The sequence below is a fragment of the Spirosoma daeguense genome (assembly GCF_054776875.1).
In genome coordinates this window covers 160,331-182,375 of record NZ_BAAHBF010000003.1, presented here as the reverse complement: position 1 = coordinate 182,375, position 22,045 = coordinate 160,331, and the positions used below count along the sequence as shown (strand labels likewise).

General features: G+C 45.0%; 26 protein-coding genes. 14 read left to right on the top strand and 12 right to left on the bottom strand.

What is annotated here, in order from left to right; genetic code table 11:
* Positions 1-9: 9 nt before the first annotated feature.
* The gene (locus ACYVD4_RS09975; protein WP_460945025.1) at positions 10-882 is read right to left on the bottom strand and encodes a DUF4292 domain-containing protein; all 873 of its coding nucleotides are present in this window, start codon (positions 880-882) and stop codon (positions 10-12) included.
* Positions 883-940: 58 nt separating this feature from the next.
* Positions 941-2,716 (bottom strand): tetratricopeptide repeat protein, encoded by a 1,776-nt coding sequence (locus tag ACYVD4_RS09970; protein WP_460945023.1) that lies wholly within the window; start codon positions 2,714-2,716, stop codon positions 941-943.
* Positions 2,717-3,064: 348 nt separating this feature from the next.
* Here ACYVD4_RS09970 and ACYVD4_RS09965 point away from each other — a divergent pair, with 348 nt between their 5' ends.
* Positions 3,065-3,478 carry an Ohr family peroxiredoxin gene (locus ACYVD4_RS09965; RefSeq protein ID WP_460945021.1) on the top strand — a complete coding sequence of 138 codons (414 nt, stop codon included), beginning with the start codon at positions 3,065-3,067 and terminating at the stop codon, positions 3,476-3,478.
* Between the two features lie 80 nt (positions 3,479-3,558).
* Here ACYVD4_RS09965 and ACYVD4_RS09960 read toward each other — a convergent pair whose 3' ends face one another.
* The 4 genes from ACYVD4_RS09960 to ACYVD4_RS09945 all read right to left on the bottom strand — a co-directional run bounded on the left by ACYVD4_RS09960 (position 3,559) and on the right by ACYVD4_RS09945 (position 5,252).
* Entirely contained in the window at positions 3,559-3,858 is a 300-nt protein-coding gene (locus ACYVD4_RS09960) for a Dabb family protein (RefSeq protein ID WP_460945019.1), read from the bottom strand.
* 74 nt (positions 3,859-3,932) lie between these two features.
* Positions 3,933-4,655 (bottom strand): RluA family pseudouridine synthase, encoded by a 723-nt coding sequence (locus ACYVD4_RS09955; RefSeq protein ID WP_460945017.1) that lies wholly within the window; start codon positions 4,653-4,655, stop codon positions 3,933-3,935.
* Between the two features lie 126 nt (positions 4,656-4,781).
* Complete coding sequence (gene rpmB / locus ACYVD4_RS09950) at positions 4,782-5,021, bottom strand: 50S ribosomal protein L28 (protein ID WP_460945015.1); 240 nt, start codon at positions 5,019-5,021, stop codon at positions 4,782-4,784.
* A gap of 60 nt (positions 5,022-5,081) precedes the next feature.
* The gene (locus tag ACYVD4_RS09945) at positions 5,082-5,252 is read right to left on the bottom strand and encodes a DUF5522 domain-containing protein (protein ID WP_460945013.1); all 171 of its coding nucleotides are present in this window, start codon (positions 5,250-5,252) and stop codon (positions 5,082-5,084) included.
* A gap of 110 nt (positions 5,253-5,362) precedes the next feature.
* Here ACYVD4_RS09945 and rocD point away from each other — a divergent pair, with 110 nt between their 5' ends.
* On the top strand, positions 5,363-6,616 hold the full coding sequence (rocD, locus tag ACYVD4_RS09940) for an ornithine--oxo-acid transaminase (RefSeq protein WP_460945011.1): 1,254 nt from the start codon (positions 5,363-5,365) through the stop codon (positions 6,614-6,616).
* A gap of 126 nt (positions 6,617-6,742) precedes the next feature.
* On the opposite strand, the gene ACYVD4_RS09935 is transcribed toward rocD, so the two are convergent.
* The 3 genes from ACYVD4_RS09935 to ACYVD4_RS09925 form a co-directional block, all read right to left on the bottom strand.
* Complete coding sequence (locus ACYVD4_RS09935; RefSeq protein WP_460945009.1) at positions 6,743-7,801, bottom strand: M48 family metalloprotease; 1,059 nt, start codon at positions 7,799-7,801, stop codon at positions 6,743-6,745.
* 141 nt (positions 7,802-7,942) lie between these two features.
* Entirely contained in the window at positions 7,943-8,536 is a 594-nt protein-coding gene (gene folK / locus ACYVD4_RS09930; RefSeq protein ID WP_460945007.1) for a 2-amino-4-hydroxy-6-hydroxymethyldihydropteridine diphosphokinase, read from the bottom strand.
* Between the two features lie 3 nt (positions 8,537-8,539).
* Positions 8,540-9,553, bottom strand: a complete 1,014-nt coding sequence (locus ACYVD4_RS09925) for a formylglycine-generating enzyme family protein (RefSeq protein WP_460945005.1) — start codon at positions 9,551-9,553, stop codon at positions 8,540-8,542.
* Positions 9,554-9,654: 101 nt separating this feature from the next.
* On the opposite strand from ACYVD4_RS09925, the gene ACYVD4_RS09920 reads away from it, so the two are divergent.
* The 7 genes from ACYVD4_RS09920 to ACYVD4_RS09890 all read left to right on the top strand — a co-directional run bounded on the left by ACYVD4_RS09920 (position 9,655) and on the right by ACYVD4_RS09890 (position 14,292).
* Positions 9,655-9,891, top strand: a complete 237-nt coding sequence (locus ACYVD4_RS09920) for a hypothetical protein (protein ID WP_460945003.1) — start codon at positions 9,655-9,657, stop codon at positions 9,889-9,891.
* Positions 9,888-10,310, top strand: a complete 423-nt coding sequence (locus ACYVD4_RS09915; protein ID WP_460945001.1) for a putative toxin-antitoxin system toxin component, PIN family — start codon at positions 9,888-9,890, stop codon at positions 10,308-10,310. Before ACYVD4_RS09920 ends, ACYVD4_RS09915 begins: the two co-directional genes overlap by 4 nt.
* A 32-nt stretch (positions 10,311-10,342) precedes the next feature.
* The gene (locus ACYVD4_RS09910; protein WP_460944999.1) at positions 10,343-12,238 is read left to right on the top strand and encodes an ABC-F family ATP-binding cassette domain-containing protein; all 1,896 of its coding nucleotides are present in this window, start codon (positions 10,343-10,345) and stop codon (positions 12,236-12,238) included.
* An 86-nt stretch (positions 12,239-12,324) separates the two neighbouring features.
* Positions 12,325-12,969, top strand: coding sequence for a DedA family protein (locus tag ACYVD4_RS09905; RefSeq protein WP_460944997.1), 645 nt, complete (start codon positions 12,325-12,327; stop codon positions 12,967-12,969).
* Between the two features lie 88 nt (positions 12,970-13,057).
* Entirely contained in the window at positions 13,058-13,498 is a 441-nt protein-coding gene (locus ACYVD4_RS09900) for a DUF6597 domain-containing transcriptional factor (RefSeq protein ID WP_460944995.1), read from the top strand.
* The gene (locus ACYVD4_RS09895; protein ID WP_460946201.1) at positions 13,447-13,821 is read left to right on the top strand and encodes a helix-turn-helix domain-containing protein; all 375 of its coding nucleotides are present in this window, start codon (positions 13,447-13,449) and stop codon (positions 13,819-13,821) included. The genes ACYVD4_RS09900 and ACYVD4_RS09895 overlap by 52 nt, the downstream gene beginning before the upstream one ends.
* A 69-nt stretch (positions 13,822-13,890) precedes the next feature.
* Positions 13,891-14,292, top strand: a complete 402-nt coding sequence (locus ACYVD4_RS09890; RefSeq protein ID WP_460944993.1) for a DUF1398 domain-containing protein — start codon at positions 13,891-13,893, stop codon at positions 14,290-14,292.
* A 72-nt stretch (positions 14,293-14,364) separates the two neighbouring features.
* On the opposite strand, the gene ACYVD4_RS09885 is transcribed toward ACYVD4_RS09890, so the two are convergent.
* Positions 14,365-16,800: a 3-hydroxyacyl-CoA dehydrogenase/enoyl-CoA hydratase family protein gene (locus ACYVD4_RS09885; protein ID WP_460944991.1), complete on the bottom strand. Its 2,436-nt coding sequence runs from the start codon at positions 16,798-16,800 to the stop codon at positions 14,365-14,367.
* Between the two features lie 70 nt (positions 16,801-16,870).
* Positions 16,871-17,341, bottom strand: a complete 471-nt coding sequence (locus ACYVD4_RS09880; RefSeq protein WP_460944989.1) for a MarR family winged helix-turn-helix transcriptional regulator — start codon at positions 17,339-17,341, stop codon at positions 16,871-16,873.
* A gap of 168 nt (positions 17,342-17,509) precedes the next feature.
* Between ACYVD4_RS09880 and ACYVD4_RS09875 the strand changes: the two genes are divergently transcribed.
* Both ACYVD4_RS09875 and ACYVD4_RS09870 read left to right on the top strand, forming a co-directional pair.
* Positions 17,510-18,283, top strand: a complete 774-nt coding sequence (locus tag ACYVD4_RS09875) for a pentapeptide repeat-containing protein (protein WP_460944987.1) — start codon at positions 17,510-17,512, stop codon at positions 18,281-18,283.
* A 158-nt stretch (positions 18,284-18,441) separates the two neighbouring features.
* Positions 18,442-19,626: a DUF748 domain-containing protein gene (locus ACYVD4_RS09870; RefSeq protein ID WP_460944985.1), complete on the top strand. Its 1,185-nt coding sequence runs from the start codon at positions 18,442-18,444 to the stop codon at positions 19,624-19,626.
* 11 nt (positions 19,627-19,637) lie between these two features.
* Here ACYVD4_RS09870 and ACYVD4_RS09865 read toward each other — a convergent pair whose 3' ends face one another.
* On the bottom strand, positions 19,638-19,910 hold the full coding sequence (locus ACYVD4_RS09865; protein WP_460944983.1) for a hypothetical protein: 273 nt from the start codon (positions 19,908-19,910) through the stop codon (positions 19,638-19,640).
* A 272-nt stretch (positions 19,911-20,182) separates the two neighbouring features.
* On the opposite strand from ACYVD4_RS09865, the gene ACYVD4_RS09860 reads away from it, so the two are divergent.
* From ACYVD4_RS09860 to ACYVD4_RS09850, 3 genes are all read left to right on the top strand, one after another.
* The gene (locus tag ACYVD4_RS09860) at positions 20,183-20,782 is read left to right on the top strand and encodes an RNA polymerase sigma factor (RefSeq protein WP_460944981.1); all 600 of its coding nucleotides are present in this window, start codon (positions 20,183-20,185) and stop codon (positions 20,780-20,782) included.
* A gap of 5 nt (positions 20,783-20,787) precedes the next feature.
* Positions 20,788-21,216 carry a hypothetical protein gene (locus tag ACYVD4_RS09855; protein WP_460944979.1) on the top strand — a complete coding sequence of 143 codons (429 nt, stop codon included), beginning with the start codon at positions 20,788-20,790 and terminating at the stop codon, positions 21,214-21,216.
* A gap of 83 nt (positions 21,217-21,299) precedes the next feature.
* A complete protein-coding gene (locus ACYVD4_RS09850; protein ID WP_460944977.1) occupies positions 21,300-21,989 on the top strand; it encodes a porin family protein in 690 nt (229 codons plus the stop codon).
* The last annotated feature ends 56 nt before the right edge of the window (positions 21,990-22,045 follow it).

Below are 22,045 nucleotides of genomic sequence, written 5' to 3'. Positions count from 1 at the left end.
CTCACTAAATTAAGGACGGCGCTGGTAACTTGCTGGAATTGTGAACGGAAATCCGGGCGTTTGATCAGCCAGTTCTACTTTACTATGTTTGATTCGTAACAACGTCTGATTCAATTGCCCATCGGTTTTCGACTGATAATCAAGAGTTGCCTGACTTCCGTATGGAAACAGATAAGTAGCAAGCGAAGTAAAATCTTCGTACTCCATCCGAAGGGTATTTTTGGTCGATGGTTCCGACAATGTCAGTTTCTTTAATTTCCGATCCTGCTCACCAATATAGTTTTCAACCACTAATTTACCCTCGCTCTGGCGCAAAAGCAGATTACCATTTTCACCCTTACTCTTTTGAGCAGGCGCATTCGGCAGCGGCAAATTGCCAACAAGCAACGCTTGTAATAACTCAAAACTCATCTGAAAATTAAACTGCCGACTCAATGTTGAAAAGTCTGAAGCAGCATATTCTCGATGAATTTTATCGATAATCATAATCGAATCGCGGGTGATTTGGGCTCGAACTGCCTCTATGCCAAGTTTCGAAACCGAGATCCAAATCAGGCTATCTTTACGTACCCGAATCGTTACGTTGGCATTGTCGATTTCCTGCTTTGGACTTTTAAATGACAGCTTCGATTTCGTTGTCAGGTAACGAAAATCAACTTCTGCTACGTTGGCACGAGCTAGTTCATTTCCTCCGGTAGCTGCTGGTGGAATTGTCGGAGCATCGGTAGTTGGCGAAGGTGGCTGACGTTCAACCACCTTCGCAGTATCGGGCGGAGTAGTTGGTGTAGTTGAAGACGTAGTATGCGTTAGCTGTTGTCTTCGGCACCCTTCGGAGGTAGCAAATACGCTCAGCAACAGCGCAAACAAAATATGTTTATTCATTTAGGGTAGTTTCGGCTTCGATTTCATGACGAGCAACTGTCAGAAAATCGAAACTGTTTTACAGCTTGCCGGTAGCAATTTTTTTGTCCAGCTCAGGACTGCCCCCGCCTTTGACTTTGGCCTGCTTCCACTGCTCTAATGCCTTATCGTGCTGGCCGAGTTGGTAAAGTACGTCGCCGTAGTGTTCAATAATTGTTCCACTTACATTGGCCGGATTTGCCAGTGCTTTTTCCAGATACTGACGTGCCTTAGTATAATCTTTCGCTACGTATAGCACCCATGCGTAAGTATCCAGATACGTAGCGTTGGTCGGATTTCGTTCCACCAGTTTCTGCGCCAGTTGCTGTGCCCGCTGAAGCTTGTCTTTTCGTAGCGAGAGAAAATAACTGTAATTGTTCAGTACGTGGTCATTCAACGGATCTACTTTTAATACAGCTTCGTAGGCTTCGTCAGATTTAGGGTAATCGCCTAGTCCGTTGTAAGCATCGCCCAACTGAGCGTCGATACCTTTTCTCAATTCTGTATTTGTACTGGCAGCCAACAATTTACGACTTTCCTCGAGCGCATCGACAGCTTGCTGGTATTTTCGTTTGAATAGATTGGCAGACCCGTTAGAATACCAGAACAATCCCTGCGTTGGAAATACTTCGAGTGCCTGCTCAGAGTGAACCAGTAAGCTATCAACGTGATTCAGTTCACCATCTAACTGCAATAAGGCACCCCAGACTTCATAAATGGAACCATCGAGTTTGGCAGCTCTGGCGTAGGCGTCGCGTGCTTCCACTTTTTTACCCTGTTGCACCAGCAAATCGGCTAGCATAACCTGTGTTTTAGGGTCGTTTGGCGACGACTTAGCCAATTTCTCGGCCATTCCAAGCGCATCTTGTTGAGCCGTTGGACTTTCGCCTGTCAGGTTAACGTAACTCGACAATATTCTTGCTTTCAGACCAGCTTCCAGATTTGGATTAGCCAGTACCTGATTCAGCTCGGTTTTAACCCGCGCCATGTCGCCTTTTTTCCGATAAATATCGGCCAGCAGTACGTGAGCTTGTGGTAAATCCGAATTTAGTTTAAGTGCACGGTCAATCCAGGTAATAGCCTGATCAACACGATCATTGGCAATCAACAATTCGGCACCTTCGAGAAGATAATCCGGTTCGCTGGGCTCCGACGCAACCAGCTTTTCGGCTTCTTCAATAGCTTTATCAATTTTATTCTGTTTCAGATAAATACGCTGCTTCTGGCGGGTAATTTCTTCATTCGTGCCTAGCTCCCGTTCAACCAGATTATACGCGTTTAAAGCTTGATCTGGCTTTTCATCGAATAGATAAATAGCCGCAAGTTCAACACCATATTCGGCATTTTCGGAACCTTTTTTCAGAATAGCTTCGTATAGTGCTTCGGCCTCTGCGTAGCGTTTCTGTTTTACATATAATTCGGCTAGTAATAAGGAATAGTATTTATTATCAGCACTCAGATTGTGCGCTTTAGCGGCATGAGCAACAGCATCATTTAACTTCCCGCTTTTGACCAATGCGTTTGCCAGCGAATAATGAGCTGCGGCATTTGAGGGTTGTTTTTGTAAAAGCTTCTCAAACTGCGTTATTGCCTTCGCCGGCTCGTCGGTCATTAGATACCGGATACCTTCGGTAAACTGCGTTTCGGCTTCAATACGTACCGTTGTGGTGGTACCGGCCTTTGCCAGTGCCGTGTCAGCTTTAGCCGACTGACGCTGAGCCATTGCCGGAAATAAGCCAACCCACAAAAGCAATCCAAAGATGCCCAGGCTTCTCAGTAGGTATCGATTGCCGCGATGTGTGTATAACGTGTTCATGCTGTTTACTCTCGGAGGAACTTATTTATCAAAACGTGCTCTGTCTCGTTCTATTGCAGCTTTCATCCGACTAATCCCCTTAGACAAAGGTAGTTCAAAATGATGGAATGATTTGCATACGCCCAATAGCCTTACAGAACGGCTCTAAACGCTCTTTTCACCTATTTCATTTACCAGATTAAGAACTTTTTGCTGCTACGTATGCTATTGCAAATACTTTGCCTTTTAGGTCGCAAAACACTACGTAGTGGTTCAAAATGATACGTAGCAGCAATAACTTTTCGGGCAGGTCAGAGTTTACTTGTTGTAAAAATTTACGCAAAAAGCGTTGAACATAATTAATAGTCAATGGAAACTTTATATACGGCCACGGTCAGTAATGTTGGCGGGCGCGATGGCGACGTAAAATCGTTAGATGGAATTCTGGAATTAAACCTCAAACGGCCTGTTGAAATGCACGGCGAAGGGGGCGCTACAAACCCGGAAATGTTGTTTGCGGCTGCTTACAGCGCATGTTATGATGGAGCCTTGATGGCCGTAGCTGAACGTCGGAAAATCATACTTCCCGAACATGCGGTCGAGGTGAGTATTTCGCTGAATAAGGATGGCAATAATATGTTTCTATCCGGCAAAATCACCGTGAAAGCTCCTCACATGGATCACGACCAGTTACAGCAATTAGCCGAAACAGCCCATGCCGTATGCCCTTACTCTAAAGCGGTGAAAGGTAATATGGATATGAAAATCGAGGTACTGGTGTAGATTAAATGATTGAGTTGTTGAATGGTTAAATTGTGGGCACAAGCATAACATTCAATCATTCAACAACTCAACCATTTAATTTAACTCACCGCATCATATATTTTTACACCCTCCCAAATATGAGCGCAGTCGGCTACAAATTTCAGATGAATTGGGTGCTCCTGATACGTATCGTGAGCGGCTTTGTCGGCAAAGACAAGTGTTAGCGCAAAATCGTAAGAATGATCAATTACTGGCCGACGGGTTTCGGCAGGCGTACCAACATAAGCGACCGAAATGTCGGATATTTCTTTGAGCGATTCGAGCCCCGCCCGAAGCGCATCGTGGTCAGCCTTGTTTTCTGGGTGTTTCATCCAGAAAAAAACGGTATGAACAAACATGAGAAAAAGAAGAGAAGTTTTTAGACTAATTGATTCAAGGTTATTTACTACCATAACCATCGAACCACAAACTTCTAACTATTTTTCTCCAACTGCTTCACCAATACGTTAAAATCTTTCGGATAAGGTGCCACAAATGTTTGCTCTTCACCATTGAGCAACGTAAAGGTCAGCGAATACGCATGTAGAGCAACTCGCTGGATTAGAGGCTGTTCTTCGGTATTCTGTTTTAAATTAAACTTCCGTTTCAGATCGGAGAGAAAAATTGGCTTTCCGCCATAGGTTCCGTCGTTGACAATCGGCGCTTTGAGGCACATCAGGTGAACCCGAATCTGGTGCATACGGCCTGTAATTGGCATACATTCAACTAACGTAGCATTCCGATAGGCCTGCAACGTATTGAAAATCGTTTCCGCTACTTTTCCCTTCTCCCGGTCAATCCGAACCGCTGTACCGTCTTTAATGGGCGAAATAGGCAGGTAAACTGAAATACCATCGAAATCGTGAATGCCATTCGTTACGGCATGATACCGTTTGGTCACCTCACGATGCTCGAACTGCATAGCCAGGTGCCGGTATGCTCCCGGATTCTTGGCTATTGCCAGAATCCCAGACGTTTCCTTATCCAGCCGGTGGCCAAGTTGTGCATCGGCATGATACGCTTTAGCCATCCTGACAATACTTACTCCAGTCCGATCCGTAGTACGTTCATCGAGCGACGCTACGTGTGGCGGCTTGTTAATGATAATATAGTCCTCATTCTCGAAAAGAATAAGGTCTTCAAAATTCAGTTTCATCGAATTGGTCAGCTATTAATCAATGAGCCTTTTCGCCGTTTATTCTACGAGTAAGGCTTATTGACTAAAAACGAAAAGCCCCATCCTAACCGGAAGAGGCTTGTAATCAATGTATTCGCAAACAGACTATAGCGACAACGTTCCGCGTTCGTACGCTTTCCGTAACGTAGCTTCCAGCCCGTTTTTATTGATGGTTTTAATGGCCGACGTAGCCACTTTTAGCGTAACCCACTCACCAGTCGATTCGATAAAGAACCGCTTCTTTTGAAGGTTTGGGTAAAATTTACGCTTCGTTTTATTGTTAGCATGAGAAACATTGTTTCCCGAGCGTGTGCGTTTTCCTGTTATTTGACAAACTCTGGCCATTACCGTACTCGTTTTCCGTATGAGGGCGCAAAATTGGCTAAATAATTCATAATCTGCAAGTCATTTCTCTTTTTTTTTGAATCCATAAGGACAATGTCGGCAACCATTCTGGCAACAATACCCTCGTTTCTGATGATACGCTGCCGTAAACACAACGTAGCCTTCGGGTGTGTAGTAATAATCGTCATCGGCCAGATTGGGGATTTTTTTCTTCGAGAACTGGGTAGGCATTGGTTTTGGTGTCTCTGGAAGAAACCGTATTTTTGAAAAACGGGCATTCTTGCCCGGAAGTTTCAGCAACGTAACATTCCATCAACAAACACAACTCAACCACATTCACCATGATACTCGAACCAACACTCTCTGTGGCATCGGCTGAGCAGGCCATGCAGTTAGAATGGCAATATGGCGCACATAACTACCACCCCGTTCCGGTAGTATTGACACGGGGCGAGGGCGTTTTTGTCTGGGATGTAGAGCAGAAACGCTACTTCGATTTTCTCTCGGCCTACAGTGCCGTCAGTCAGGGTCATTGCCATCCGCGAATCATTAATGCCATGATTCGTCAGGCCCAGCAATTAACGCTAACATCGCGTGCTTTTTACAACGACAAAACGGGCCTTTGCGAAAAATACCTCTGCGATTATTTTGGCTACGACAAAGCGTTGATGATGAACTCTGGTGCCGAAGCCGGCGAAACATCGCTGAAACTCACCCGTAAATGGGCGTATAAAGTCAAAGGCATTCCGCAGAATCAGGCAAAAACCGTCTATGCTGCCGGTAATTTCTGGGGGAGAACCCTTGCCGCTATTTCGTCCTCGACCGACCCAAGCAGTACCAACGATTTTGGTCCACTCCTGCCGGGCTATATTGTGATTCCTTATAACGATCTCAACGCACTAGAAGATACGTTCAAAAGTGACCCGAATATTGCGGGTTTCATGGTCGAACCAATTCAGGGCGAAGCGGGTGTTGTTGTTCCTGACGAGGGGTATCTGCGTGGAGTACGCGACCTATGTACTAAATACAACGTACTGTTCATTGCCGACGAAGTACAAACGGGTATCGGACGTACCGGTAAACGCATTGCTTGTGATCACGAGGATGTTAAGCCCGATTTACTGGTATTGGGTAAAGCTCTATCGGGTGGTACTATGCCTGTATCCGCAGTTCTAACTTCCGACGAAGTGATGCTGACCATTAAACCCGGCGAACATGGCAGTACGTATGGCGGAAATCCGCTGGCCTGCGCTGTAACGATTGCGGCTTTACAAGTGGTCGAAGATGAAAAGCTTGCCGAAAATGCAGCCGCTATGGGTGAAATTTTCCGGGCTCGTATGGAAACGCTACGTCAGCAGACCGATCTGATTACCTCTATCCGAGGCAAAGGTTTGCTGAATGCCGTAGTGATTGCCGAGCGTCCAGAATTCGGCAAAGAAACAGCTTGGGAAATCTGTATGAAGCTCAAAGAGAACGGCTTGCTTGCCCGTCCAACTCACGGCGATAAAATTCGATTTGCTCCTCCACTGGTCATCACCGAAGAGCAGATTCACGAATCCTGCGACATTATCGAAAAAACGATTCTGGCGTTTTAACAACGTAGCGGGCTTTATGTAAAGCTTTTTTCACTCGTTACGTTGTATTTCAGTAATGTTTGTTATTTCGACCCTAGGGTCGAAATAACAAAATGCTATATTTCCAAACCGCTTTATAAACTGGTTTCATTGCATCGGCTGCCCGTTTTTGAACGTAGCGCTTATACTTTCACCATCAGCAAAATGATACGTGCCCTTGCCATTGGGCACGTTATTTTTAAACCAGCCCACATATTTATCGCCATTCTGATAATAGTAAGCCCCGTAGTCCCAGCGAAGGTTATCACGGAAATTTCCTTTGTATTTTACCTTTCCATCGGCATAATACTCAACGCCTTCGCCGTGCTTATCTCCTTCTTCGAATTCGCCAACGTAGCGTTCGCGGGTTGGGTACACAAACGTACCTTTTCCATCCTGACAGTCGCCCGAAATACAGCCTACCGTAGCACGTGTTGGTGTTTTAGGAGCAACTACAGCACGTGAAGCCACAACGGGAGTACTAGACGTAGTGATTGGTTTTGGAGCCATAGCAGCCGGAGCTTTCGCTAATACCCGACTTTTTGGATACATGGACTCAGCCTCGAGCCACCCCTTCCGAATGGCTTCGACACGGGCCGGTTTAGCTGGGTGTGTCGACGTAGCATGTTCATCGCCAAGAGCCCTTACAGCAGCAGAAGCGTCTTCGAGCGATGCGCCCAACTGGTGCATCACAAAGCCTGAAAATTTATCGGCTTCAATTTCTTTCTGCGGCTGCCCTCCCCGACCGTCGATGGTATGTCCCTGCAAATGGTGGCCTATTTCGTGCGCCATAATACTAATAGCAGCCCAGTCCGTTTCGGTATCCTGATCAATCTGGGCCATGAACGCGCCATCGTATACAATATAGCGTTGCCCTTTCAGCACCGTAGCAAAGCAATTGTCGGTATTGGAACACTCAATTACTTTAAAATTCCGCATCAGTCCGATGGGCTTCAGAATCCGGTCGACCACACGCTCGGCATGACCATTTGAAGACGTTTTGGGTGAACAGACAACCTGCGGCCCAACACTGCCGCCCGTGTAACTACAGATAAAAGCACCTGAGCCAAACGGCAGTACCGGCGCATTGGTTTGAGCCGTTACAGGCTCGTGCATCAAAGACGTAATAAAAAAAAGAGGTAGGGATAAAGCCACTCGCACATGCATAACCAAAGAGGGTTAATCGTACAACACGGCTGAATAACGAAGAAAAATAGGCTCGGATTGTCTGGCTAATGCAAAATGAATAATTGATAATGAACAATGGTAGACGCCTACCCCTACCGAAAGGGCATTATTTATTTTGCGTTATTCATTATTCATTGAAAAACGGCTCACTTCACCATTATCCGCACAGATGGCTAACAAATCAAGGGTTGTCTGACCAAGAATAGGGTGGACGAAATCTGGTGCTACGTCGGCTAATGGAACTAGCGTAAATCGACGCTGATGCAGATAAGGATGCGGTACTGTTAACGTAGCACTTTGCCAAATCAGGTGTTCGTAGTAAAGAATATCAACATCAATGGTTCGTGCACTCCATTTCTCCATCCGAACACGACCCAATTCCTGCTCAATCGTCTGTGTTTGTTTCAACACAGCTTCGGGTTCCAGCGTCGTTTCAACAGTAACTACTTGATTCAGAAAAGCAGGCTGATCAGTTACGCCCCACGGAGCCGTTTCGTACAATGGCGACTGTTGTTGAACCTTCCCAACGTAGTATTCAATCCGTTTAACAGCTTTCTGCAACGTAGCAGCACGGTCGCCAAGGTTGGCCCCGAGGAGAAGGAAGGTTGTAAATGAGCGAAAGGGTGAAAGAGCGAAAGCGTGCTCCACATGGCCCAAACTACTGCTTTGGCTCTGTTCGCACCCTTTCGCTCTTTCATTCTTTCGCTCTTTCATTTATTAATAATCTTTGATGGGCTTAATATCGTAATAGGCCTTGATTTCTTCTTCAGATGGGGTTTTCGCCGGACGTACCAACCGGAAACCAAGAAACGAAGCGGAGGTTAACCACCAGTCTGATTTCGGGCTTTGCGGATCGATTACTTTCCAGGCAGGAACCGATGGTGTTCGAGCCGCCGAACGTAGCACTTCAGGGCCATCATCCCACGAACCGCCACGTACAGAATTCGGGTATAACGTAGTGGTTGGCGCGTAGGGCTCTTTCACTTTCCCACTGGCAACCTGTTTGTAATAATCTTCGATGTACTGGTCTTTCGTCCATTCCATTACGTTCCCATGCATATCATGCAGCCCGAACGAATTTGGCTTTTTCGTGCCTACTTTTTTGTAGCCACCTTCGCTATTACCGTTAAAGACAGCGTATTCGCCTAATTTTTTCACATCGGCGCCAAATGAATAAGCCAACGTAGCATTTTTATCATTCCCACGGCAGGCATATTCCCACTCAGCTTCGGTAGGTAAGCGATAAAAAACTCCCGTTTTGGCATACAGCCAGGCGCAGAATTTAATGGCCGCGTACTGGGTCACGTTAATAGCTGGATAACCGGCCCGGCCCATGCCAAACGACATATCGACATAAGGCGGACTAGGGCGCGTCGTAGCATCTGTTTTAGCCAGATTCGCGTCCATCTGGGTATATTTTGCGGCCATTTCTTTCTCCATAGTAGTAAAAGCAAACAGGTCGTATAAATCCCAGGTGACCTCAAACTTACCCATATAAAACGGCTCTACGGCTACGCTATGTTGTGGCCCCTCGTCGGGCTTACGGCCTTTTTCTGTAGCCGGACTTCCCATTAGAAATTTGCCTCCCGGAATAGCCAGCATTGGGTACGTCTGGTCGCTACCCGGAATTATCTGCGTATACGATTTGAAGTCAGTAGTCGTTTGTGCCTGAGTTATAGAAGGCATTCCAGCCAGAAAGTATGCAGCAAACAGGAGACGTTTTACGAGCATTGTTGGTTATAGAATAAAGGAATTCATATTGAATCGTAAAAGTACGAACGATTGTCTTTGTTTTACCTTTGTACGATTAATCAGGTCAGAGCCCTTACGACATGGATAAAAATCAACCAACTCGCCTTAACACTATGCAACAGTATATGCTGCATTTGTTTGAGCGCGAATTGTCACCCCAACAAGAAGCCGAAATTAAGTTACTCCTGTCTAACTACTTCGCTAAATTAGTTGATGATGAACTGGATACGATTGTCGCCGAAAGGGGTATTATAGCTGAGCAATTGGAAAAAGAAGTGACTGTACATCGTCGAACTCCGTATCATCCAAAGCGATGAGAATCGTTGTTGATACCAATTGTCTACTTGTTAGTATTCCCAAAATTTCAAAGACTCGTTGGTTATTTGACGCGATTCTAAATGGAACTTTGGAACTAGCGATTACGACTGACATACTGGAGGAATACGAAGAAATAATAGGTCAATTTTATAATTCCCCTTCGCTCGCAAAGAACGTTTTGGAAGCTTTATTGAACCGACCCAACGTACTGAAAGTATCCCCTTACTATTTTTGGTACCTAATCAAAGAAGACCCTGACGATAATAAATTCACAGATTGTGCTATCGCCTGTGGTGCCGATTATCTCATAACAGAAGATAATCACTATAAAATTCTCGATACAATTTCTTTCCCACGCATTAATGTATGTACACGTGCTCAGTTTCTGCAAATAATGTCGCTAGCCAACAATGATTAGTTGGAGCTACGATTAAGCACGTAAAAATAGATATGAATTACCTTTCAGCTGAAAATTTAACGAAGTCCTACGGCGACCGAACGCTGTTTAAAAACCTAACCTTTGGCGTTAACCGGGGCGATAAAGTAGCTATTGTTGGTGCCAATGGTTCCGGAAAAACAACACTCCTATCAATTCTGGCTGGAGCTATGCCGCCTGATTCGGGAATTGTCAGCCAGCGTAAAGACATCAGCGTCGGTTACCTCGACCAACAGCCCGACCTCAACAATGCGCTTACCGTTATGGAAGTTGTATTGGCTGGTGAAAGTGCGCAGCTTGATGCAGTACGTGCCTACGAACAGGCGCTTGTGAGCGATAACCCAGCCGCACTCGAACGGGCGATGTCTGATATGGAAAAACTCGAAGCCTGGGATTACGAGTCGCAAATCCGGCAAATTCTGGGCGAATTAGGCATTCAGGACGTAACACAACCTGTCCATCTACTGTCGGGTGGTCAGCGGAAGCGGGTGGCACTAGCGCGGGTGCTGATTCAGAACCCCGATCTGTTGATTCTCGACGAGCCAACCAACCACCTTGACTTAGAGGCCATTGAATACCTTGAAAATCACCTGAATACCAACAACGGCACGTTGCTCATGGTATCGCACGACCGGTATTTTCTGGATCGGGTTTGCAACCAGATTGCTGAAATGGATGAAGGTCAGCTTTATACCTACAAAGGCAACTACGCGTATTTTCTGGAAAAGAAAGAGGAGCGCGAAGCAGCGGCTGCTTCTGAGTTGTCGAAAGACCGTAATACGTTCCGGCGTGAGTTGGAGTGGATGCGTCGGCAACCCAAAGCTCGGGGTACAAAAGCTCAATATCGGATTGACGCTTTTGACGAATTGAAGGATAAAGTCGGCGGTAAACGTAACGACGGCGAACTCGATTTGAATCTGAGAATGAGCCGTCTGGGCAGCAAAATCTTGGAAGTCGAAAACCTCAGCAAACGCTTTGGCGATAAAGTGCTTCTCGACCATTTCAATTATACCTTTAAACGTGCCGACCGGGTTGGCCTGATTGGTAAAAATGGCATGGGCAAGACAACGCTCATGAACATGCTCACCGGCCAGCTACGTCCGGATTCTGGAAAAATTACGGCTGGTGGTACGGTAAAATTCGGATACTATACCCAAACGGAACTCGACCTACCCGAAAATCAACGTGTTATCGACGTAGTGCAGGACGTAGCAGAGGTCATGAAATTAGCCAATGGCGATACGGTTACTGCTACGCAACTGCTGAGCCGTTTCCTCTTTAATCGCCAGAAACAATACGACTTTGTATCGAAACTGAGTGGGGGCGAAAAACGTAGGTTGCAGTTGTTGCTGGTGCTGGTGCAGAATCCAAATTTCCTGATTCTGGATGAGCCAACCAACGACCTTGACATTACGACACTGAACGTACTGGAAGATTTTTTGCTCAGTTTTGGCGGTTGCGTCTTGATCGTTACCCACGACCGATACTTCATGGATCGGCTTGTTGAACACGTATTTGTGCTAGAAGGCGAAGGCAAGGTCCGCGATTTTCCGGGTAACTACACGGATTATCGAAGCTGGCGAGACACTCAGCCAAAGAACGTAACGTCACAAAATGATAAAGCGGTAACAGCTCCGGAGAAGAACCAATCAACACCCGTCGCCGTTTCATCGGCAACGAGCCCGGCTAACAATGCGAAGAAAAAGCTGTCGTTCAAGGAAATACGTGAATACGAAACCCTTGAAAAAGAAATTGAGTATTTGGAGCAACGAAAAGCCGAAGTTGTTGGTCTTCTCAATACGGGCGGCCATCACGAACAGCTAACTGCCTGGGCTAAGGAAATTGAACAGATTGACCAAAGCATTGCCGAAAAATCGGACCGCTGGCTTGAACTGGCGGAATATATTTAATTGCGAAAGAGTGAAAGAGCAAAAGAGCGAAAATTGTTATCAGTTTTGTTCACTCTTTCGCCCTTTCGCTCTTTCACTCTTTAACCATGGATCAGATTTTTGAGTTTTTCCGGTATCTGCTGAATTCCGAAGAGATTATTCGAACGGGCGGGCTGGTGTTGATTACCCTGATTATTTTCGTTGAGAATGGCCTGTTTTTCGGCTTCTTTCTGCCGGGCGATTATCTCTTATTTTTATCGGGTGTGTTTGCTGGAACCAAATTACTGGCGGTCCCACTCTGGCTATTACTCATCTGTATCTTTGGCGCGGCTGTGCTGGGTTCTCTCACTGGCTACGTAACAGGCTATTATTTTGGCGGACGAATCAAAAATCGCCCCGATTCGCTGTTTTTCAAACAAAAATACATCGACAATACCCGCGATGCATTTATGCGTTATGGTAATAGCGCATTGATTGTTGCCCGTTTTCTGCCCGTTGTCCGCACCTTTGCTCCGCTGCTGGCCGGGTTAATTCATATGCCATTCCCATATTTTATGCTCTATAATTTGATTGGCGGAGCTGTCTGGGTGATATCACTTGTGGGTGGTGGTTTCTATTTCGGCGAGAAATTTCCGTGGATTATCAACTACGTTCACTGGATTATTATTTTCTTTCTGGCCATCACTACGTTCACCGTTGTGAAAGGCTATCTCAACGCACGTCGGGAAAAACAAGCAGAGGAATTGCAGTAAAATAGCCTTCTCTTTTTGGTGCTACGTCATTTCGTTGAATCGATTTTCAGAACTCGCTGTTTATAATCTCCAATGAAAACATTGTGTGATGCGATTTAACAAAATCATACCGACCGAAAAATTAAGACCTTACGTCCACTATTTTGTTATATCTGAAAATGATGTAGAAACCGAATACAAAGTCTTCCCGTCTTCGGCACTGGTTATCGGATTTCAGTATCGTGGACAACTTTCAATTATAGAAAACGGGATTGAAATAAATCTATCAACGGCTGGAATTACAGGAATTTCTGATAGCTATAAATTATTCAAAAATTCTCCAAGAACTGGTACTATTTTAGTATACTTCACTGAAATAGGTTTTACACACTTTACGTCTCATCCAGCCAACGAATTATTCAATCAAAGTATTTCATTAAGCGAAATTTTTAACACGCAAATTATAAGTGATATAGAAGATAAACTAAGGCTTTCACGATCAAAAAATCAGCAAATTTCTATAGTCGAAATTTTTTATTATCGCAATTAAAAAGCAAGAAAAACGACAAATTAATTAGTGAAGCAGTAAAAATTATTTACCAAAAAAAAGGTTCTATTCAGATAAAAGAACTCAACAAAATACTTGCTATCAGCCAAAGTCCATTTGAAAAACGTTTCCGCGCTCTAGTAGGGACTAGCCCTAAGAAATTTGCCTCTATTGTGCGTTTTAACGCGGTGTTGAATAGTCTGGGAACGACAAAAACGCTGACAGAAATAAGTTACGAGAACAATTTTTTCGATCAGGCTCATTTCATCAATGACTTTAAAAAATATACAGGCGATACACCAGAAAGCTTGAAACATACGCTGTAGAAAAACGATTTTTTACAATCATATAAGCTATATTTTTAAGACCTTTGTACTGTACTTCAATTATTTACAATGCAAAATTCAACATTTACCATTGAGCAAATTCAACAGGCTCACAGTAACGTAAAATCAGGCGCCGATTTTCCCAATTATATACAAGACCTTATTAAACTCGGCATCGCATCTTACGAAACATACGTTTTTGATGGCCATACGGATTATTACGGAACGGGCAATTATAAAATCTCAACACCACCGAAATATGATACGCTACGTATAGCAGATCATTCTGCTGTTGAGCAATTTAAATCTCATTTAAAAGTGCATCAGCAAGGCAAAACAGATTATCCAACATTTTGTAATGATTGTGCTACGTCGGGTATCGAAAAATGGGCTGTTTCTATGGATAAAATGACCTGCACGTATTACGATAAAGCTGGCAATAACGTATTGGTTGAAAATATACCTCAATAAATACAGCGAACACAAAAAGAATGGCGTCAACTTTTAAAAGCTGACGCCATTCTTTTTGTGTTATGAACTCTATTAATTCCGTAACGCCTTTCCACCAGTAAGCAGACTTTGAATACGTTCCAGCGTTTTCTTTTCGCCGGTCAGCGAAAGAAACGCTTCCCGTTCAAGATCGAGCAGGTATTGTTCCGATACGTTTTGTGGACTACTTAAATCACCTCCGCAAATAACATAGGCCAATTTATCGGCAATTTTTGCGTCGTGCTCCGAAATATATTTACCCATTCGCATGGCCGTAATACCTGCTTTGAACAGCGCAATACCTGTTTTGCCCTGCACTTTAATGTCATTACGTGGCTTAGGTTGCGTATAACCGTTTTCTGCCAATTCAATAACAGCCTGCTTCGCTTCGGCCAGTAACCGGCTCCGGTTCAGCACAATCTGATCAGTCGAACGGAGGTAATTCATTTCACGAGCTTCCTGCGCTGAAGTCGATACCTTAGCGGTAGCAATATTCATAAACGCACTTTGCAGAATGTTCAGCTCCGGGTCGCCAGTTTGGTATAGGTCAGATGTGCGAGCGGCCATTTCTTTCGTACCACCACCCGCCGGAATTAGACCAACACCCACTTCAACCAGACCAATATAGCTTTCGGCATGAGCCACTACTTTATCGGCATGAAGCACAGCTTCGCAACCGCCACCTAATGTAAGCGTATGCGGAGCAACTACCACCGGAATCGACGAATAACGTAGCCGTGTAATCAGTTTCTGGAACTGGGCAATCATCAGATTTACCTCATCAAATTCCTGTTCAACGGCAAACATGAATAGCATCGCCAGATTAGCCCCTGCTGAAAACGCTTCCGTTGAATCGTTACCGACAACCAGACCACGGAAATCTTTCTCTGCCAGCGATACCCCTTTCAACAACGCTTCGGATACGCCCTGACCGAATGTGTTCATTTTGCTATGAAACTCTACGTTCAAAATGCCATCGCCCAAGTCATAAATAGACGCGTCGTTGTTTTTCCAGACAATATTGTTACTCAGGTTTTCTAGAATTGTAAACGCTTCCGTTCCGGGAATAGCTTTGTAGTTTTTCGTCGGAATGTCGTAATACATTCGCTTGTTACCTTCAACTTTGTAGAACGAATCGAAGCCAGCATCGAGCATATCGTATACCCATTGAGCAGGTTTCTGTCCGAGCGTTTCAATCAGTTCAACCCCTTTCCGAACACCAATGGCATCCCAGGTTTCGAACAAGCCCATTTGCCAGCCGAAGCCGGCTGTAATAGCTGCATCGATACGGTATAATTCATCCGAAATTTCGGGAATGCGATGCGTAGCGTAGGCAAATCCATCGGCAAACGTCCGGCGGTAAAACTCGCCCGCTTTATCTTTACCAGCCAATAATACCGGAAAGCGTTTCTTCAGACTATCAATGGCTTTGGTGCTTTCCAACGTAGCAAACTTAGCCTTGGCCGACGGCTTGTATTCAAACGTTTTCAGATCGAGCGCCAGAATCAGCGTCTGACCCTTTTCGTCTTTCGTTTTCTTATAATATCCCTGACCAGTTTTGTCGCCCAGCCATTTATTTTCCATCAGTTTCTGCATCGACGACGGTAACTCAAACGATGACCGTGATTCGTCATGCTCCATTTTCACGAGGTTGTTCGCTACATTGACCGTCGTATCCAATCCCACTACGTCCGACAAACGGAACGTACCGGATTTGGGGCGGCCAACCACTGGACCCGTCAATTTATCGACTTCTTCTACCGTAAGACCCAGTTCCTCGGTAACCCGAATCGTTTGGATCAGCGATTGAATACCTAACCGATTGGCAATAAAACCAGGTGTGTCTTTACACAATACGGTGGTTTTTCCCAAGTATAAATCACCGTAATTCATCAGGAAATCAATTACATCCGGATCGGTGTCGGGGCCGGGAATGACTTCGAGTAAACGCAGGTAACGGGGCGGATTGAAGAAGTGAGTGCCGCAGAAATTCCGGCGAAAATCGTCGCTACGTCCCTCAACCAGCAAATGCATAGGAATACCCGACGTATTCGACGTAATGAGCGTACCGGGTTTACGGTATTGTTCAACACGCTCATAAACAGAACGTTTAACATCCAACCGTTCCACAACAACCTCAATTACCCAATCATACGTAGCAATTTCTTTCAGGTTATCGTCGAAGTTGCCCAATTTGATACGTTCGGCAAATTTGGCACTGTAAAGCGATGCCGGACTGGCTTTCAGCATGGTCTGAAACGCATCGTTTACAATCCGATTGCGCACAAGAGGGCTATCGGTTGTCAGACCTTTTGCCTGTTCGGCAGGGTTGAGCTCTTTCGGAACAATGTCGAGCAACAGCACGTCGGTGCCAATGTTAGCAAAATGAGCCGCAATACGCGACCCCATGATACCAGAACCTAACACGGCGACTCGCCGAATGGTACGTTTTTTTGTCTGAGTCTTGGGTTTTTCTAGGGTTGCCTCCATGGTTTTGATTTACCCGGAACGCTACGTGATCTGCTACGTTGTCGTTCCTTAATTTAGTTAATTCACTACGTTAGTCTAATGATAGTTCTTCGGTTTCTGTCGATTTGATTTTGGCGTTTTCTTCTTCAACCATCCGATTGATTTCCTTGATAACATCCAGAAAAACAACCAGTTTATCGAGCGGAATACGTTCACGAATAGCGTGGTTAAACTGAAGCACACCGTCGCGGGCCATTTCACGCTTGGTTTTTCCGGCTTCGGTCAGGTAGATACGTACAAAACGTTTGTCGTTGCCATCCACTTCCCGACGTATCAATCCACGTTCTTCCAGATTCTTCAGCATACGTACCAGCGAACGCGGCTCCATGCCCAACAACGGACCAATTTTAGTAGCTGGCGTACCTTCGTCAAGATCAATATTCAACAACACATAGCCAATGGCCATCGTTATATCGAATCGGGCTGCGTAGGCATTATACATCCGCGAAATAGAATGCCAGGCCCATTTTATATGAAAATCAACTGTCTTTTCCTTCTTCATAGTCGTGCCCTTCGTCTTGGTTAGACACGTAAATCTACCAGATTTCCCCGAATTATTATGCAAGCATACTATTTTTTTACGTACCCCTTGGATGGCAATTTCGGCAGGGCATGCAACCACCAAACGTAGACCTGCATCTTTGGAGAAAATAACAAAAAATATTCGCTCATGAAACTGCTGACAACGCTACTCTTTATTGCTACTGCCCTGACACCTACGCTTGCCCAAACAACGGTTTCGGCAAAAGAAATTATCGAAAAGCTTAACCGAAAAGAAGCGGTCACGTATCAGGACGCTACTATTACGGGCGATCTCGACCTGACCAGCCTTGCCAACCGAAAAGAAGTCCGGGACGGTAATTGGGGCGATTCTCAACACTACTTAAGTGTAGTTGAAGCACCTATTACGTTCCGCAATTGTACGTTTCAGGGTAAATTTCTGGCGTATCGTACCGAAGAAGATGGCGTTCGGAAAGTTTTAAAAAATAGCAATATTGTCTATAACGCTGATTTCCCGGAAGCGGTTACGGTCGAGAATTGCAAGTTTGAAGATGATGCTACCTTCAAGTATTCTAACTTCAGTCAACGGGCCATTTTCACCGGAAATACGTTTCAGGACGAAGCGCTTTTCAAATACACCAAATTCAACAACGCAGCCGATTTCAGCAATTCGACATTTCGGGGATATGCCGACTTCAAATACACCAAGTTTGACGAATCCTCTTCATTTCAAAAAGCAACATTCACACGTTCGGCCGATTTCAAATACACCAAATTTGACGAAGGCGTCGATTTTCGGCAGGCTAGTTTTACCGGAAATGCGGACTTTAAATACACCAAGTTTCCGCGTGGCACCAAGTTCGAAAATACCAAATTTACGGGTTCGACGGATTTCAAATACACTACGCTCGACGGGCAGAAATTTATGCCAAACCGAAATTAGAGCTATTGTAACGCGGGCATCCTGTCTGCATGTTCTACCAGCTCAGAATTGAGAATCTGAGACCACGGAACATGCGAACAGGATGTCTGCGTTATAATAAGCCTAACCATTTTGTTAAATACGGGTTTATCAGAACGTTACACCAATCACTTAACGTTTTGAAACGTACAGCCAAAATTCTGCTTGCTCTTATTGTTTTACTCGTCATTGCCCGATTGCTGTTGCCGTATTTCGTACTACGTTACGTAAACAAAACATTGGCCGATATGGGAGCGTATACGGGCCATGTTGAAGACATCGAGATTCAGCTTATCCGTGGCGCGTATCAACTTGATAGTCTGCGTATTCGCAAAGTAAACGGCAAAATTAAAGAGCCGTTTCTGTCTATACCGAAAACCGATTTGTCTGTTGAGTGGAAATCGCTGTTCAAAGGCCGTCTGGTGAGTGAAGTGGAGTGCTATAAACCCGAAATCAACTTTGCCTTTAGTCAGAATGAAGCTACCCGGCAAACAGGCGCCGAAGTAGACTGGACTGAATATCTTAAGAAACTGCTACCAATTAGCATCAACCGTTTTGCGGTGATTGATGGTACGGTCAATCTAACCAGCCTGATTACACAACCCCGCGCCGATTTATCACTAAAACGTTTTCAGGGTGAGATACGTAACATTCGTAATGTAGAAGCCAAATCCAATCAGCTTCCGTCGCCAGTTGTGGCATCGGGCGATGTACCCGGGTATGGAGGAACAATGAAGTTTTCGGCAAATATGAACCTGCTGAAATTGACACCGGACTTCGACTACAACTTACAATTTACTGATCTTCAACTAGTTAAACTAAATCCACTTGCTCGAGAATATGGTAATCTCGATTTTGAACGAGGCAAAGTGAGTGTTTACAGCGAAATGGCCATGCTCAACAGCAAGCTTAATGGGTATGTAAAACCGCTGACCAAAGACATGCTGATTTTCAAACTCAACGAGCATGAAAATCGTACACCCGGCAAGTTTTTTACCGAACTGGCAGCTCAGGCGGGTACGGCCATTCTCAAAAACCAGCGACACGATCAGGTAGCCACTCGCATTCCGCTCAGCGGCACAGTCGACAATATTGAAACACTGGTATGGCCTACCATTTTTGGCGTGCTACGTAATGCCTATATCGAAGCGTTTAAGGGCGAATTCGACAATAATGTTACCCTTGCCGACGCGCTTAAAGATGTACGGGCCGATTTAAAATCTAAACGACTCGAACGGAAAGCCGAACGAAAAAAGGAACGTGCAAAAAAGAAAGCCGAACGAAAAGAGAAACGCGAAGCTCGTAAGCGTGAAAAGGCAAAATAACGTAGCACAACTTAACGTATCGTATCGATTCGTGTAGCCCCTCCCCTACGTAGTGAATCAGGACGAAGCCGTTTGGGGTCCCTTTTTTTTGGTCTGGTCGTATCCTGTGCTACTTTCTGCTGTAACCGTCTTTGCTCATCGCTCTTGTTCATGGTTGGCGGAATAGGTCTCTCCTGCAAGGATTCTGTGGTAGAAGCCGACTGCGGCAACGTATTAATCTGTCCAAAACTGGCAGTTGCTAAACCGCCGATTAATAAGCCTATTAAAAGCATGTATCGTTTCATAATGTTGAGTGCGTTAGTACTACGTAGTAACGAATGGAACTGGGGTTCGGTTACTAATTTATGCTCATGAAACTACAAACATATCCTTACGTATAGATAGTGTTCATACGTAGACCCTTATTCACGTTGTTTTATGGAATTTTTCCAGACAATGCATCTACTGAATGAATAGCAGACGAATTATATAAAATGTAAACTAAGGAACGCTAAATCTTAAAAGGCACGCCACTAATTATTCATTTTTCATTGTACATTCCTCATTGAAACGTGTTATGTTCCTAAAGTTTTTCCGAAAAGCTAAGCCATCTCCCGACCGCACTCTCCGCAATACGGCCGATTACGTAGCACGTTACCGCGCTACGGGTGATCTGACGATTCTGGGCGAACTTTACGAACAACACATGGAAATGATTTACGCGGTTTGCTATAATTATCTGCGCAACGAGGATGATGCAAAAGACGCAGTCATGAACTTGTTTGAGCAATTAATAACCGACCTGCGTCGACATGATATACAGCAATTTGGACCTTGGCTACATAGCGTAGCACGGAATTATTGCCTGATGCAACTACGTAAATATCAGGCACATCCGAACGTAACACTTATCACCGACTCTGGTAGCGATATCGACGATCCACTTCTGAATTTAATCAGCGACGACGATACGTTAGCCGAGCGTGAAGAAGATTTAAGCCGTATGGAAGTGTGCTTACAAACATTGCCTACGGAACAACAAACCTGCCTGCGGCTGTTTTATCTGGACCGAAAAACATACACCGAAGTAGCTGATTTGACGGGCTATGATTTAAAGCAGGTAAAAAGTTATTTGCAAAATGGGCGTCGAAATTTGAAAATTTGTATGAGTAAATAGCGGCTATGAACGACAAACTGACTTTCGACGATTTACGCGCATACCGGGCAGGTCAACTGAACGGGCCGGCACGCTATCGGGTTGAACGGCTACTGCTCGAAAATCCATTGTATGCCGATGCATTGGCAGGTCTGGAAGCAATGCAGCAAACGGCCGCCGATACGTTGCCCAACCAACTGACGGATTTGCGAACGGCTCTGCATCAGCGCATTCATGAATCAGCCAATAAGAAAAGGCTATGGCCTCTCTGGATTGCCACAACCACCGCAGCCATTTTGTTTATGCTGGTAATGGCTATTTATTTTATCTTTTTTGCAACAAAGCGAATCCCCAAACCAAAACCGGTTCAGGTTCCCCAGACTACCCAGATTACTGTGCCATTCGATGGTGAAAAGACCACTTCGTATGAACATAGCCTGATTATTCGAGTATAAAAAATGCGGCTGGATTGCAGATTACGTAAAACAATTCGCGAAGCTCTAACGTTAACGGGGCATACCATCACATTGAATACTCCATGTTTCGCGCAAATTCACTACGTTCAATTTTCTTATCTTCACTACTTGTTTTAGCCTGTATTTCAATCAGTTCGGCCCAACAACGCTTTAGTGCCGGACCACGCGTTGGCTTAAATTTGTCTAATTATTGGGGAAATGCAGATAACATGAAATTTACGCCGGGCGTATCGGCAGGTGTATTTCTAATGTATAGCTCGCTCAACCATTTTGGTATGTCGGGCGATATTCTGTATTCACAACGAGGCACCGAATACAACGATGGACGGATTAAATTTAAACAACGAGTAAATTATCTGGAGATTCCGATTCTGGCCCGTTATTTCCTGACATTGGAAGGCAATTTCCGCCCTAACGTATTTATTGGCCCATCGCTCGGTATTAAACTCAATGCCAAACGTACCAACGGCGAATATCTGTCAGGATCTGGCCCTGCTATAAATGTGGACAATAGCAGCGATTTCAACGATTTAGACTTAGGCGCATCGGGTGGTTTTCAGCTCAACTGGGGTACCGGCAACCGGCAGCACTTCTTAATCGATGCTCGTTATACCCTCGGTTTGAGCAACGTACAGAGCAATCTGCCAAACATTTGGGGAACTCGTAGCGCGTTACAAAATTCAACCTTCACGTTGGCACTTGGCTATAGCTTCGGCGTTGGTCGTGAGCACCCCAGCCGCTATCGTCGGTAGGATAAAAACGCTACGTTCGGTATTACCAACATTAAAAAAGAGTAAAAGCCACTCCA